14 protein-coding genes are annotated in these 14901 nt (G+C 37.1%); 9 read left to right on the forward strand and 5 right to left on the reverse strand.

Translation table 11 applies throughout. The annotated features are described in order from the left end of the window. Positions 1-77: 77 nt before the first annotated feature. On the reverse strand, positions 78-1298 hold the full coding sequence (locus EA772_RS18180) for a sterol desaturase family protein (RefSeq protein WP_124914419.1): 1221 nt from the start codon (positions 1296-1298) through the stop codon (positions 78-80). A 165-nt stretch (positions 1299-1463) separates the two neighbouring features. Between EA772_RS18180 and EA772_RS18185 the strand changes: the two genes are divergently transcribed. The 5 genes from EA772_RS18185 to EA772_RS18205 all read left to right on the forward strand — a co-directional run bounded on the left by EA772_RS18185 (position 1464) and on the right by EA772_RS18205 (position 6470). Further along, a complete protein-coding gene (locus EA772_RS18185; protein WP_124914420.1) occupies positions 1464-2222 on the forward strand; it encodes an ROK family protein in 759 nt (252 codons plus the stop codon). A gap of 102 nt (positions 2223-2324) precedes the next feature. Next, the gene (gene gndA, locus EA772_RS18190; protein WP_124914421.1) at positions 2325-3740 is read left to right on the forward strand and encodes an NADP-dependent phosphogluconate dehydrogenase; all 1416 of its coding nucleotides are present in this window, start codon (positions 2325-2327) and stop codon (positions 3738-3740) included. A 28-nt stretch (positions 3741-3768) separates the two neighbouring features. Then, the gene (zwf, locus tag EA772_RS18195; protein WP_010600934.1) at positions 3769-5283 is read left to right on the forward strand and encodes a glucose-6-phosphate dehydrogenase; all 1515 of its coding nucleotides are present in this window, start codon (positions 3769-3771) and stop codon (positions 5281-5283) included. Between the two features lie 100 nt (positions 5284-5383). Continuing rightward, positions 5384-6109 carry a 6-phosphogluconolactonase gene (pgl, locus tag EA772_RS18200; protein WP_116168141.1) on the forward strand — a complete coding sequence of 242 codons (726 nt, stop codon included), beginning with the start codon at positions 5384-5386 and terminating at the stop codon, positions 6107-6109. Between the two features lies 1 nt (position 6110). Continuing rightward, entirely contained in the window at positions 6111-6470 is a 360-nt protein-coding gene (locus EA772_RS18205) for a DUF5655 domain-containing protein (RefSeq protein WP_124914422.1), read from the forward strand. Here EA772_RS18205 and EA772_RS18210 read toward each other — a convergent pair. From EA772_RS18210 to EA772_RS18220, 3 genes are all read right to left on the reverse strand, one after another. Then, the gene (locus EA772_RS18210; RefSeq protein WP_124914423.1) at positions 6461-7348 is read right to left on the reverse strand and encodes an exopolyphosphatase; all 888 of its coding nucleotides are present in this window, start codon (positions 7346-7348) and stop codon (positions 6461-6463) included. The two genes, EA772_RS18205 and EA772_RS18210, sit on opposite strands and share 10 nt — an antisense overlap. Beyond that, positions 7348-9408: a polyphosphate kinase 1 gene (gene ppk1 / locus EA772_RS18215; RefSeq protein ID WP_124914424.1), complete on the reverse strand. Its 2061-nt coding sequence runs from the start codon at positions 9406-9408 to the stop codon at positions 7348-7350. The genes EA772_RS18210 and ppk1 overlap by 1 nt, the downstream gene beginning before the upstream one ends. A gap of 128 nt (positions 9409-9536) precedes the next feature. Further along, entirely contained in the window at positions 9537-10244 is a 708-nt protein-coding gene (locus tag EA772_RS18220) for a hypothetical protein (protein ID WP_124914425.1), read from the reverse strand. A 76-nt stretch (positions 10245-10320) separates the two neighbouring features. On the opposite strand from EA772_RS18220, the gene EA772_RS18225 reads away from it, so the two are divergent. From EA772_RS18225 to EA772_RS18240, 4 genes are all read left to right on the forward strand, one after another. Further along, a complete protein-coding gene (locus EA772_RS18225; protein WP_124914426.1) occupies positions 10321-10812 on the forward strand; it encodes a YajQ family cyclic di-GMP-binding protein in 492 nt (163 codons plus the stop codon). A 63-nt stretch (positions 10813-10875) separates the two neighbouring features. Then, on the forward strand, positions 10876-11325 hold the full coding sequence (locus tag EA772_RS18230) for a GNAT family N-acetyltransferase (RefSeq protein WP_124914427.1): 450 nt from the start codon (positions 10876-10878) through the stop codon (positions 11323-11325). 58 nt (positions 11326-11383) lie between these two features. Next, the gene (locus EA772_RS18235; RefSeq protein ID WP_124914428.1) at positions 11384-11980 is read left to right on the forward strand and encodes a DUF4142 domain-containing protein; all 597 of its coding nucleotides are present in this window, start codon (positions 11384-11386) and stop codon (positions 11978-11980) included. 151 nt (positions 11981-12131) lie between these two features. Beyond that, positions 12132-13745, forward strand: a complete 1614-nt coding sequence (locus tag EA772_RS18240; RefSeq protein ID WP_124914429.1) for a S8 family peptidase — start codon at positions 12132-12134, stop codon at positions 13743-13745. A 77-nt stretch (positions 13746-13822) separates the two neighbouring features. On the opposite strand, the gene EA772_RS18245 is transcribed toward EA772_RS18240, so the two are convergent. Beyond that, positions 13823-14869 carry an NAD(P)-dependent alcohol dehydrogenase gene (locus EA772_RS18245; protein ID WP_124914430.1) on the reverse strand — a complete coding sequence of 349 codons (1047 nt, stop codon included), beginning with the start codon at positions 14867-14869 and terminating at the stop codon, positions 13823-13825. Between the last annotated feature and the right edge of the window lie 32 nt (positions 14870-14901).

Genomic DNA, 14901 nt, shown 5'->3' on the forward strand with positions numbered 1-14901 from the left:
ATAACGTTATTAAACATAATGAAAGTTTTTAATGTAACTTTTATGTGCTGACATAATCGAAACTTAAAGAAACATTATTACTTAATACTTTGATAGGCAAATACGTATTTTATGTAAATTTTACTTAAAGAAATTGTTCTTTCCAGAAAAATCAATGCAGCTATTGGGAAAACCACCAGGCCAAAAATATTAAAACTGTAAAACAAATAAGCCAATACAAGTATCAAACGAAAGCACTCTAAATAGTAAATCCACTTGCGTTGTTCTAATAATGCTCCGATGTTGATTAATGTGATGATGATGAAAAATAATATAGCAAGCTGATCTGTAATGTTCATCAGGTTAAAATATAATGTTAATCCGGTAAGCATCGCCACAACAATAATGAGTTGCGTATTCAAATAAAACTTAAAACGAGGTTTAGATTGTTGTTTAATTTTATCCTGCCTAAATTTTCGTTCTAAAATTGGTCTGATATTTTGATCCATAAGTGCAGGGCTACCAAAAAGGGCATTCCATTTTGCCTTGAAGCCGTTCGCACGTTTATAAGCCTCGCCTATTTCAAGGTAGTAATGGAAGTGCTGCCACAAAAAGCTGTAGCTTTTCAACGGATGTGTCAACCCGAATTTAGGTGGTTCTTCTTCTGTTTGAAAGGTACCGAAAAGTTTATCCCAAAACACAAATACATCACCGTAGTTTTTATCGAGGTATTTTTCATCGCTTGCATGATGAACGCCGTGCAAAGAAGGCGTGATAAATACATGTTCCAGCCAACCTAACTTACCAACCAACTGGGTATGCGTAAAAAAAGAATAGGCACCGTGAACCAATAGAATCGTAATAATCATCGTTGGGTGGAAGCCTATAAATGGCAAAACGCACCAGAAAATATTTCTGAATAATGCCTGGAAGGTTGTTATTCTTGCGGCAGCAGATAAATTAAATTCTTCACTTTGGTGATGAACAATGTGCGCTGCCCATAAAAAATTGATTTCGTGGCCTAAGCGATGATACCAGTACCAAACAAAATCTGTTGCAAGTAGTATCAATACCCATACATACCATGCCGAAGATATATCGAAAAGCGCATAATTGCGATAAACCCAATCATACAGTTGATAAAAACTGGCCGCAATAAACAGATTAAGCAATCGCTCAGCAATACCGATACTGAAATTGGCTACTGTGCTTTCGTATTTAAAAACTGTTGTTCTTTTTTGATTTTGGGATATTTTATATTCGATATATACAAAGATGAAAAAAGCAGGAATAGCAAATGCGAGGTAGTTTAAGCCCATAATCTTTAATTTTCTGTTTTGAAGATAACGTCACAAACTTAATAATATTCTACTAATTACATAGAGTTTGTAGTTTACTATTTTAAATTATCTTACTTTCTATTCGTTTTATGTTTTTTGATTCTATTAATTTGTAAAAATCAGTTATAGCATAATAAAATAAATATGGCGGCACAAAATAGCACCGAGCAGACGAACATCTTATCTATAGACATTGGCGGAACCAGCATCAAAACAGTTTTACTGGATGAGAACGGAAACATGTTATCAGAATATTTAAAGAGCAAAACACCTGAAGGTGCAACGCCGAAAGATATTGTTACTGGTATTGAAGAACTCATTAAACCTATCCCAAACACCTTCAACAGAGTTTCCATTGGTTTTCCTGGTTATGTAAAAAATGGAATTGTGAAAACAGCGCCTAATTTGGCTAAAAACAAATGGGCTGATGTTGATTTGGCTCAGCGTGTTGCAAATGCTTTAAACAAACCGGTACGATTGGTAAATGATGCCGATCAACAGGGCTTAGGTGTAGTTGAAGGAAAAGGTTTTGAAATTGTTTTTACCGTTGGAACAGGTTTTGGTACGGCGCTTTTATTTGATGGAGAGCTTCTGCCCCATTTAGAATTGGCTCATTTTCCCTTAAATAAAGATGAAGATTATGATGACTATATTGGCAATAAGGCATTCGAAAAAATCGGAGGTGAGCGTTGGAACAAACGCTTAAAGAAGGTGATTGAAACTTATAAAACAGTTTTCAATTATGATTTCCTTTATATCGGAGGTGGTAATTCCAAAGAAATCGATTTTAAACTGGATGATAATATCAAGCTGGTAACCAATAGAGATGGAATAAAGGGCGGTGCGAAGCTTTGGAAATTAGCCGACAAATACAATATCTTTACGGTTAACCCGAAAGTGTAAAAACTACACTATTGATGGTTTTTTATTACAATCAATTAACAACAGCATCTCTAATATTAAAATGTAAAGCCTAATTTTGGGTTACAAGCAAAAAAGCAAAAAATGTCAAATAACGAGTCTAAAAATTACAAATTGGGAATGATAGGGCTAGGCACCATGGGCCGCAACCTATTGTTAAACATGGCCGATAAAGGTTTCTCTGTAACAGGTTATGATAAAGATCATAAAATGATTGCCAAACTTGAAGAAGAGGGAAAAGCGCATAACTTAAAAGGTTATGATGATATTCAGGCATTTATCAGTAGTTTACAAACTCCACGAACGTTAATTTTATTAGTTCCTGCCGGACCAATCGTAGATAGTGTTATTGCCGAATTAAAACCATTGTTAAGTAAAGGAGATATCATTATTGATAGTGGAAATTCTCACTTTACTGATACCAATCGTAGAGTTGATGAGCTGGAAAAAGAAGGCCTACATTTCTTCGGAATGGGAATTTCCGGGGGTGAAGAAGGTGCCCGTTTCGGTCCTAGTATGATGCCAGGCGGCGATAAACAGGCTTACAATGTGGTTAAAGAAGTTTTTGATGCTGTTGCAGCGAAAGTGGGTAGTGATCCATGTGTAACCTATATTGGTCCTGGTGCTTCCGGTCACTTTGTAAAAATGGTGCATAATGGTATTGAATATGCCATTATGGAGCTTATTGCTGAAGTTTATGGAGTACTAAAAAATGGTTTAGGATATTCAAACGCAGAAATATATCAGGTTTTCAAAAAATGGAATGAAGGTCGCCTGCAATCTTTCCTTTTGGAAATTACAGCAGAAATCTTCCTGTTTAAAGATACTGAAACACAGAACGACTTATTAGATCAGATTAAAGACGAAGCACGTTCAAAGGGTACCGGTAAATGGACATCAGAAGTTTCTATGGAGCTACAATTGCCTGTTCCTACCATTAATGAGGCTGTTTCTAACCGCGATTTATCAAAATTCAAAGCTTTAAGAGTTTCTTTAGAAGAAGCTTATGGCAAGAAAGAGAACAAAATTGATGTTTCTGTTGATGATCTGGAAAATGCTTTCTATTTTTCTATGATCAGTGCTTATGCTCAGGGCATGCATTTATTGGTTCAGGCATCTAAAGAATATCAATATCATCTTCAGTTGCAGGAAATTGCTAAAATCTGGCGTGGTGGCTGTATCATCAGGGCTAAATTTTTAGAAGATATTTATCAGGCTTACGATAAAAATAACTCATTAGAACATTTATTTGGTGACGGAGGAATTCAAGACATCATCAAATCTACCCTCAACGGCACCCGGAAAACCATCTCAGAATGTATCAATGCAGGCATTGGTATTCCAGCTTTTGCTTCTACCCTAACTTATTTTGATACGATTACCACGGCTAGAATGCCTTCTAACTTAATTCAGGCTCAAAGAGATTTCTTTGGTGCACATACTTTTGAACGCATAGATAAAGACGGCGTTTTCCATGCTGACTGGAATAAATTATCATAATAAATTTGATCAAGAATTTCAATATAAAATGAAAACCAAAACCGCATTAAATCCAACAGTATTCGTAATATTTGGTGGTACGGGTGATTTAAATAAAAGAAAGTTAGCTCCTGCTTTATACAACTTATTTATTGAGGGTTACATGCCTGAGCAGTTTGCAATTATTGGTACAGGCAGAACTGAATTTACGGATGATACCTATAAAAGTGCTTTAGAAGATGCTGTAAATGAATTTTCGAGAACAGGAAAAGTAAAGAAAGATAAATGGGATGATTTTGGGAATACCATTCACTATTGCCCTACTGATTTTGCCCATCCGAAAACTTTCGAAAACTTAAAAGCTTCGGTAGATCAGTATAAAAAAGAATACGGTAAAGAAACGCAGGTAATTTTTTACCTGGCTGTAGCACCTAACTTCTTCCCGATTATTGCTGAATGCCTGCAGAAATATAAAATCACGCAAACAGATGATAACAGCAGAATTGTAATTGAAAAACCTTTTGGTCATGATTTAGATTCAGCAAAGGAACTCAATGCCCTGCTAAGTACAATTTTCACAGAGAAGCAGATTTACCGTATTGACCATTATCTTGGTAAAGAAACCGTTCAAAACATGATGGCTTTCCGTTTTGCGAATGCTTTATTTGAACCATTATGGAACCGGTCATATATCGACCATGTACAGATTTCCGTAACGGAACAATTGGGCGTTGCAGATCGTGGCGGTTATTATGAAGGCGCTGGTGCATTACGCGATATGATTCAAAATCACTTGCTGCAGCTGTTATGTTTAATCGGAATGGAGGCGCCTATAAACTTCGATGCCGATGAAATCAGAAACCGCAAGGTAGAAGTTTTAAGGGCAATGCGTCCTTTCTCTGCTGAAGATATTCGTTTCCATACCGTTCGTGGCCAATACAGCAAAGGCTGGGTAGAAGGAAAAGAAGTTCCGGGTTACCGCCAGGAAAAAGGTGTAGATCCTCATTCCAATACAGAAACATTTGCGGCGGTAAAATTCCATATTGATAACTGGAGATGGCAAGGCATTCCTTTCTATTTAAGAACGGGAAAACGTCTAAATCAAACATCGTCATTAATTACTATTCAGTTTAGAGATGTTCCGCATCAGATTTTCTCATCTGGTGTTACCGAAAACTGGCAGCAAAACCGATTGGTTATCAGCATTCAGCCAGAAATGAGCATTCGTATGCAGGTGCAGGCGAAAAGACCAGGTTTAGATATGGTTTTAAATCCGGTTGATATGGTTTTTGACTATAAAGGAACTTACGAAGGTGACACACCTGAGGCTTACGAAACCTTATTGCTTGATGCCATGATGGGTGATCAAACGTTATTTATGCGTGGCGACCAGGTAGAAGCTGCCTGGGAACTGGTGATGCCGATTTTAAATACCTGGGAAAGTAAAAAATCTATTAATTTCCCGAACTATCCTGCTGATAGTTGGGGTCCGGAAGAAGCCGAAGCACTTATTGCAAGAGACGGTTTCCACTGGTTTAATTTGCCACTGAAAAATAAAGAATAGTAAACTACTCGTCATTGCGAGGTACGAAGCAATCTATTTTCTGGGAATTGATTGATAAGATTGCTTCGTGCCTCGCAATGACGTTTAATATTTTAGATATATGAATTTATTAATTTACAAAACGCTCGATGAGCTTACTGAAGATCTTGCTGATTACATCATTAAGATTGCAGAATTTTCCATTGAAGAAAACGACCGTTTCAATTTCGTTTTAACCGGTGGAAGCTCACCAAAAGCACTTTACCAGTTTTTAGCAGAAAAGTGTGAGCACAGAATCGACTGGGAAAAAGTGTATTTCTTTTTTGGTGATGAGCGTAATGTGGCTGCTGATGATGAAAATTACAATGGCTTAATGGCGAAGAAAACTTTGCTTGATCCCTTGAATATCAAAGATGACCATATATTTTATGTGAATACCACCCTTGCTCCTGAAAAGGCCGCAATTGAATATAAAAAATCGATCGATAAACATTTTAAGGGTGAAGACATTGTTTTCGACCTGATTCTTTTAGGTATGGGCGACGATGCACACACTGCCTCTATTTTTCCTCATACTACTTTAGTAAAGGATGAAGAAGTGAATGTGGCTTCGGTTTTTGTAGAAAAACTAAATACTTATCGCATCAGTTTTACTGCACCTTTGATTAATAAAGCTGAGAATGTAGCTTTCCTGGTTTTTGGCGAAAACAAAGCGGAAGCTATCAAACATGTAATTGGCGATGAGCAAAAAGACTTTGATCAATATCCATCTCAGTTAATTGATCCCATTGACGGAAAGCTTACTTTTTTTACCGATGAAGCTGCAACGAGACTGTTAGAAGAATAAAATGGCTGATCAGTTAAAAGAATTTTTAAATGGAAAAACGGAATATACCTTGAGTTTATTCCGTTTTTTTATTGATGAACTGAATACTTTGGGAATGTTTGAGGTTAAAGCCACAAAAACAATGATCGCATTACAGTCGACAGTGAAGTTTGCTTATGTTACGCACTTGGGTAAGAACTTTATTCATATCGTATTACCTTTCAATCAGCCTTTTGACAATCAGTTATGCTTCAGTAAGATTGCAAATGTTCCGGGAACTAATCAGTTTAACCATCACCTCAGGATTTACAATGCCGAGGATTTCAATGATGAAGTGATGTATTTTTTAAAACTCGCTTACGAAGGAAATTATCATGCCTGATCCAGTTTCTCTTCGATGAGCAGTTTAATAATACCATCTGCCATACCAACCTTGGGCACATAAATTTGCTTTATACCCGTCCATTTCATTAAGGTTAAATAAATCTCACTTGCAGGAATAATTACATCGGCACGATCGGGATTTAAGCCAAGTTCATGAATACGTTCTTTTAAAGAATAGCTGGTGAGCCTATTGTAAAGTGCGTTAAGTTTTTGAATAGACATCGGCGCCCCGTCTTTCTCATCGCTCATTCTAAAAAGTTTATTAATGTTTCCACCGGTCCCAATCGCTGCCAAATGTTTTTGTGATTTGGTATGTTCCTTCACCCATTCTTTCATTTCGTCCCAGGTTTCTTCCTTGTCCTGGTTGTCGAGCATCCGGATGGTTCCAATATTAAACGACCTAGATGCTTCCGGCACACCTTTTACAAAAACGGAAAGTTCTGTACTACCACCGCCTACATCAATATACAAATAGGTTTTGTTTTCGTCCAGATCTTCTTCAATGTGGTTAGCGTATATGATATTGGCTTCACGCTGACCTTCAATAATTTCGAGTGTTAAATCCGTTTGTGCTTTAATTTGTTTGACAATATCCTGTCCGTTACCGGCCTCCCGCATGGCTGAAGTTGCGCAGGCCAGATATTCTGAAACATGATAAACATCCATTAAACCTTTGAAAGCAGCCATCGTTTTAATCAAATCACCTGCTTTCCGTTCAGAAATATGATGATCCAAGAAAGCATCGTCGCCTAAACGCAGTGGAACCCTGATTAACGTATTTTTTTTGTATTTATATTTTCCATCCCGTTTGCTGATGTCGGCTATGAGCAGCCTAACGGCATTCGATCCCACATCTATCGCTGCGTATCTTAACATTATGATTGGTGCTTGGTTTTTAAATAGTTGTAAATATCTACCTGTGCTCTGATTTTTTTAATGAGCCTGTTTTTGTGGTATTTGTTATTATTTGCTGCATTAATCTGGCGAGATTTCGTGTTATCCTGCAACTGTAAATCAATGATATCCTGAATTTCTTGTTTTACATCTGAATCTAATACCGGAAAACCCACTTCTACCCTATGCTCAAAATTGCGACTCATCAAATCAGCAGAAGAGAGATACATATCGTTTTTGCCATTGTTACTAAAAATGTAAACCCGGGCATGCTCTAAAAATTTATCGATGATGCTGATGGCCGTTATGTTTTCACTGAAGCCTTTCACTCCGGGAACCAGACAGCAAATGCCGCGAACAATAAGCTGAATTTTAACACCGGCATTACTCGCATCGTACAACTTCGAAATGATGCCTTCATCTGCTAAACTATTTACTTTTAGCATAATATAAGCCAACTTTCCGGCTTTGGCATTTCTAATTTCGCGGTTAATAAAATTGATGAGCTTTGAACGACTTTCTAACGGGGAAACAATTAAATGCTTAAATCCTTTGGTTACCGTTCGCTTGCTCAAGGCATCAAATAACTTTACCAAATCATTCGTAATTTCTTTTTTCGCTGTGAAAATACTATGATCGCAATATAAACCTGCCGTTTTCTCGTTGAAGTTACCTGTAGCTAAATTAGCATAGTACACCGGTTTTTCTTTCTCCATCCGCTTCACCAGGCAAATTTTTGAATGCACTTTGTAATCAGTTAAACCATAATTAACTTTAACACCTTCTTCCATCAAACGACTTGTCCAGTAAATATTAGCCTGTTCATCAAACCTGGCTTTTAATTCTAACACCACTGATACGGATTTTCCATTTTTAGCGGCATTAATTAAGGCGTTAATTACCTTAGAGTTTTCTGCAAGTCTATATAGTGTAATTTGAATTTCCGTTACCTTAGGATCGATCGCTGCTTCACGTAAAAACAGAATAATGTAATCATAGGATTGATAAGGAAGGTTTACCAAATAATCACGGCGGGCAATTCTACTAAAAATACTTTGCGTTCGTGGTAAATCATGTACTTTCAAAGGAATATTTGGTGCATACTCCAGTTCTTTCTTCCCCACATTTGGAAAGGCAATAAAATCTCCAAATTTGTGATAGCTATTACCTGGAATTAGGCTGTCGGCGTCTAATTTTAACTTGTTTACTAATACCGTGAGCATATTCAAAGGCATTGCGGAATCGTAAAGTAAACGCATTGGTTTTCCTTTTTTGCGTTTTTCCAGGCTGTTTTTTAAATCTTCAATAAACTTATCATCAATATTTTTATCGATATCCAGTTCGGCATCACGCGTAAGCTGGATAGAGTAAGCTTCTAAATGATCATAAGTAAACACATAAAAAATGTCATCCAGACAGTAGCGAATAATATCTTCCGCCAAAATGATGAATTTTAAATCATTGGTTTCTGGTAAGACTAAAAATCTGGGTAAATTAGGGGGAATCTCAATTAAGGCATACTTTTCCCTTACCTTGGTATCTTTTTTTGACAACTTAACGAAAAAGTAGAGGTAACGGTCTTTTAGCTCCGGAAACGGCTTATCCATATCCAGCATGATCGGAACCAGGTTAGAAAGGATTTTGTCGCGGAAGTGATTTTTCACAAACCCACCCCTGCTTACGTTTAATTGCGTATCATTTAAAATGAAAATCCTGTTTTGAGCCAATTCATTTATTAAGGTAGCCTGAAATAACAAATCAAACTTTCGCTCCTGCTTAACAACAATATTTTTAATTTCATTGAGGATCTTTTTCGGATTATAGCCTAATAATGCCTTGGCTTTATCATTTAAATTAGTAAGCCGCGACATGGTAGCGACCCGAACTCGATAAAACTCCTCCAGGTTTGAAGAAAATATAGATAAAAACTTAATCCTTTCAATAAGTGGGACGCTTTCATCGGCCGCTTCCTGCAGCACCCGATCATTGAAATACAACCAACTTATCTCTCTGTTTAAAAATGGAATTTTCTTCTTGCTCATTAAAAAAAATAAAAATCCCTGCGTAACAGGGATGCTCAAATCTGCAAATTAATTTGTTAAATTGATGTTAACAAATGACGGTGTTCACGTTAACAAATTGTTTCATTATCTATACTTATTAAAAATGTTTAAAGCAGTTTTTTAGGCAAGCTTTTAATACTTTTTGATTTATTGGCGGGTATAGCTGTTTTAGCCTCAGCTTTACTTGCATCATCTTTTGCTTCCGTAGTTTTGGTTTCCACTTGTTTAACGGATGGTGTTTTAGGTTTAGCTGCAGAAGCCGTTTTGCTAACTATTCTTTTAACCGGAGCTTTGGCCGTAGTTGCAGCGTTTGCTTTTTTAGTAACATTATCTTTTACGGCAGCAGCTTTGGGTTTAACTGCAGATGCTGCTTTTACTGCTGTATCTTTAATCTTCTCAACTGGTTTAGCCAACACTTTTTCAACTTTATCTTCAGAAGCAATCGCTGCAACTTTAACACTTTGAACTATTGGTTTCGCCTTGGAGACAGCCTTTTTAACCACCTTGGCAGCAGATTTATCGGCTTTATTTATCGTTTTAACTACTGGTTTTTTCGCTTCCTTTGCTTTTGATTTTGAGGATTTTAATAAATCATCAATTTTATGTCCAACGTCTGCTTTAATTACCGTGAATTTTTTTGTGAGTTTTTTTGCAACACGTTTACTTGCCTTGGCCACCTCGGTACTAATCTCTGAGGCGTCATGCCCTAAACTTTTTATTACATCTAAAAATTGTGCAGTAATAGATTGCTCTAGTTGTTTCGCAGCTTCTTTTTTGGTGGCTTTTTTTTGAGACTTCGCTTTAGTGGTTTTCATATTATTTTTCGTTTTTTTGTGTGAGAGATTTATTTTCAACTAAATCTACTTAATTTTTTAATTTAAAGCTAAAAACATGCCTTCTTTTGATATTGTAAGTAAAGTTGATGCCCAAACCCTTGATAATGCAATTAATAACGCTAAAAAAGAAATCTTAAACAGGTTTGATTTTAATGGTTCAAAAAGTACCATCGAGCTGGATAAGAAAACCAATGTGGTAACCATCGTTACCGAAGATGATATGCGTTTGAAAGCCATTGAAGGTTCGATTATTTCCAGAATGATGAAACAAAATTTAGATCCCAAAAGTTTGGATTTTGGAAAAGAGACCATTGCTTCCGGCAACATGATCCGCAAAGAAATAACCATTAAGGAAGGGCTTGATAAAGAAGCTGCTAAGAAAGTGGTTGCTAAAATAAAAGCCAGTGGTTTAAAAGTACAGCCTTCCATAATGGATGATCAGGTGCGTGTAACCGCGAAGAAGATTGATGATTTGCAAGCGGTTATCTCTTTATGCCGTGGCGAGGATTTTGATCAGCCAGTACAGTTCATTAATATGCGCAACTAATAATTAATTTGATAAGCTATTATTAGCTCAAATAATAGTTTATCATTTACAGATTAACCAATAATGGAAATAAGCGAAAACGGATTTATATTTTCAGATAATAAGGAATTGCTTAAAGTTGATTCCATTCATCACTATTTGAGCACAGAATCTTACTGGGCAAAAAATATTTCTTTAGATACTGTTCGAAGATCAATTGAAAATTCACTTTGTTTTGGCATCTATAAAGACAATACGCAAATTGGTTTTGCCCGCTGGATCACAGATAAAGCCACCTTTGGATGGCTTTGTGATGTTTATATTGAGAACGATTATCGTGGTCAGGGATTGTCAAAAAAACTAATGTCATTTATGATTTTCCATCCCGATCTTCAAGGTTTGCGGCGTTATCAATTGGCCACTTTGGATGCTCATGGTTTGTATGAGCAGTTTGGGTTCTCGCCAATTCAAAATCCTGAACGACAAATGGGAATCGTTATCCCTAATGCCTACACAGCACCTGCTGAAGATTAATTCAAAAACCTTTTTCTGGGTTACGTGTTTTCAATACACATCAAAACATTGAATCCACATGAAAAAGATATTTCTACTATCTACAGCAATTGCATTTACGATAAGTTTCCAGGCCTGTCAAATCGCAGATAAAAAATCGGCAACTACAAAAGACAGTGTTGCGGGCGATACAAATATGGTTAATGGCAACCATGTTACAGGGGCCGAAAGTACACAATCGGGACTAGATGAAGCTGGAGCTACCTTTTTAAGAAAAGCTGCAGTTGGTGGCATTATGGAAGTTGAAGCTGCTAAAATTGCAGCAAAAAATGCGTCGAGTCAAAAAGTTAAAGATTTTGCTGCTCAAATGCTGACCGATCATACTAAAGCCAATACTGAACTTAAAGCACTCGCGGTAGAGAAAAAAGTAATTACTCCAGATGCTTTACCTGCTGAAGATCAGATTCATCTGGACGAGATGAAAAAAATGACCGGTGCTTCTTTTGACAAGCATTATATAGACATGATGGTTACCGACCATGAAAAAACAATAACACTTTTTAAAGAAGGTGCTCAAAATCGTGATGCTTCACTAAAAAGCTGGGCTACAAAAACTTTAAAGGTAATTGAAGGGCATGATGTTGCTGCGAAAGAGATTGCCTCAAGCTTAAAATAATTGTGATATAAATTAGTGACAAAAATCCCGATCATTAAGCTGGTCGGGATTTTTATTTTAGAAAATGTGTGAAAAGCATCATTTTTAATACATTTTATAGGAATGAAAAAAATTAAAATTAACTTTCGACGTTTAATACAAAAATAAGTAAATGAATAAGAGTAAAATTTTTAAAGCGCTGCTTAGCGTTGCTGTAGTGAGTGCGGTTCCATTTATAGCGAATGCGCAGAAAGCAAATTGGCAAAACCTTGATTTAAAAACTGATTCAACGTTTGGTATCAGTACTGAAAAAGCATATAAAGAACTTTTAAAAGGTAAGAAATCGACCAAAGTTATTGTAGCTGTAAATGACGGTGGCGTTGAAGCAACACATGAAGATTTAAAAAGAATCATGTGGGTGAACGCCAAAGAAATTGCAGGCAACGGAAAGGATGATGATAAAAACGGATATGCTGATGATATTCACGGATGGAATTTTATTGGTGGCCCAAAGGAATCAATTAACTTTGAAACCCTGGAATTAACCCGTTTAGTTCGCCGCGATCAAACCCGTTTTGCAAATACTACTGATGCAAATGTAGCAGAAAAAGACAAAGCAGATTATGAAGCATTTAAAGCCAGAAGAGCTGATTTGGAAAAACAACTGGCAGAAGCCAAACAGGGTTTGGCTGGAATTTCCGGTTTCAAGAATGCTTTAGACGCAGTTGTAAAAAAAATTGGCAAAGAAAATCCTACGCTGGAAGATTTTAAAAACTTTAAACCATCTTCTGATATAGAAGGACGCATTCAGGGTATCTTAGTTCAACAACTCGAAAAAGGAAGCTTTGCAGATTTTTACGAAGATCAAATTAAAGAGGGTTATGATTACTACACCCGTCAGGCGGAGTATAATCTAAATGTTGACTACGATCCTCGTGCTATCGTTGGCGATAATCCAAATGATCCTAAAGAGAAATTTTACGGAAATAATGACGTTGCAGGTCCTGATGCCATGCATGGTTCTCACGTTGCGGGTATCATCGCTGCCGATAGAACAAATAAGCTGGGTATCATGGGTGTTGCAGACAATATTGCCATCATGGGCGTTCGCTGTACACCTAATGGAGATGAGCGTGATAAAGATGTAGCTAATGGCATCCGTTACGCGGTAGATAATGGCGCAAAAGTAATTAACATGAGTTTTGGTAAAGCATATAGCTGGGACAAAGCCGTGGTTAATGAAGCCATGAAGTATGCCGCATCGAAAGATGTTTTAATTGTTCAGGCTGCCGGTAATGAAAACAAAGACATTGACAAAGAAAATAACTTCCCTAACCATAAAGATTTAGACGCGAAGACAATTGCCTCATGGATTACTGTTGGTGCTTCTGGCCCGAAAGATGATGAAACTTTAAAAGCAAGTTTCTCAAACTTTGGTAAAACGCAGGTTGATGTTTTTGCACCTGGTGTGCAGATCTATTCTACTGTTCCAGGTTCTAAATATAAAAACCTTAACGGAACCAGTATGGCCTCTCCTGTTGTGGCTGGTTTAGCGGGATTAATTCGTTCATATTATCCAAAATTATCTGCTGCGCAGGTAAAAGAAATCATTGTTAAATCAGTGACAAAAGTGAACCACAATGTTTCTTACAAAAAAGGTGATGAGGAAGATGCAGAATCTGTTTCAGTTCCTTTCTCTGATTTATGTATCAGTGGTGGTATCGTAAATGCTTACGAAGCATTAAAGTTAGCTGCAACTTACGGTGCAAAAACTGCAGCAAAATAATCGCAGTGATCAACATTCATTCATAACAAGAAAGGCGAGCCAAATGGTTCGCCTTTCTTGTATGAAAAAACATATACCTAAACCGTATCCATATCGATAACAAAACGGTATTTCACATCACTAGCCAAAACGCGTTCGTATGCTTCGTTAACATAATTGATATTAATCACTTCTACTTCTGATACGATATCATGTTCTGCACAAAAATCTAACATTTCTTGAGTTTCTTCAATTCCGCCAATGCTTGATGCCGTAATCGCTCTGTTTCCACGCATCAATGCAGACCCCGGAAACTTTAATGGTTCCGGCGGTAAACCTACACAAATGTGAACACCATTTACATTCAATAGCTTTAAGTACGTTTCGTAATCGTGTGGTGCTGAGACAGAATCGATAATGTAATCGAAATGATTAGCATATTTCGCTAACTCTTGAGGATCTTTGGTTATTACAAAGTGATGCGCACCCAATTTTTTAGCATCTGCTTCTTTTGATGGAGAGGTACTCAAAACAGTAACATCAGCACCAAAGGCAACAGCAAACTTAACGGCCATGTGCCCCAAGCCGCCTAAACCTAAAACAGCAACTTTATGTCCTTTTGTAATGCCCCATCTTTTTATAGGAGAATAAGTTGTAATGCCCGCACAAAGTAAAGGCGCAACACCCGCCAGCGGAAGTTTTTCAGAAACACCTACCACAAATTCTTCGGTACAAACTATTTTATTTGAGTAACCACCATACGTTGGTGTTTTTTTATCACGTTCAACGCTGTTGTAAGTCCAAACTGTTTCTCCTTTTTCGCAAAACTGTTCTTGTCCACCCTTGCATGTTGGGCATTCCTTACAGCTATCAACCATACAACCAATACCAGCAAGTTGACCAACTTTAAACTTGGTTACTTCCGAACCAACTTCGGTAATCCGCCCAACAATCTCATGACCAGGAACCATTGGATAACGGGCTGGCCCCCATTCGCTACGTACCTGATGAATATCTGAGTGGCAAATTCCACTAAATAAAATCTCTATTAAAACATCCTTCGGCCCAACATTCCTTCTTTCGAAATTCCATGGAGCCAGTTTATCGGTCTGGCTGTGAACAGCGTATCCTTTTGCAGCTATCATATTATATTATTTTTTGCCAAAGCTATATAAAC

The organism is Pedobacter sp. G11, assembly GCF_003860265.1.
Classification (GTDB): domain Bacteria; phylum Bacteroidota; class Bacteroidia; order Sphingobacteriales; family Sphingobacteriaceae; genus Pedobacter; species Pedobacter agri.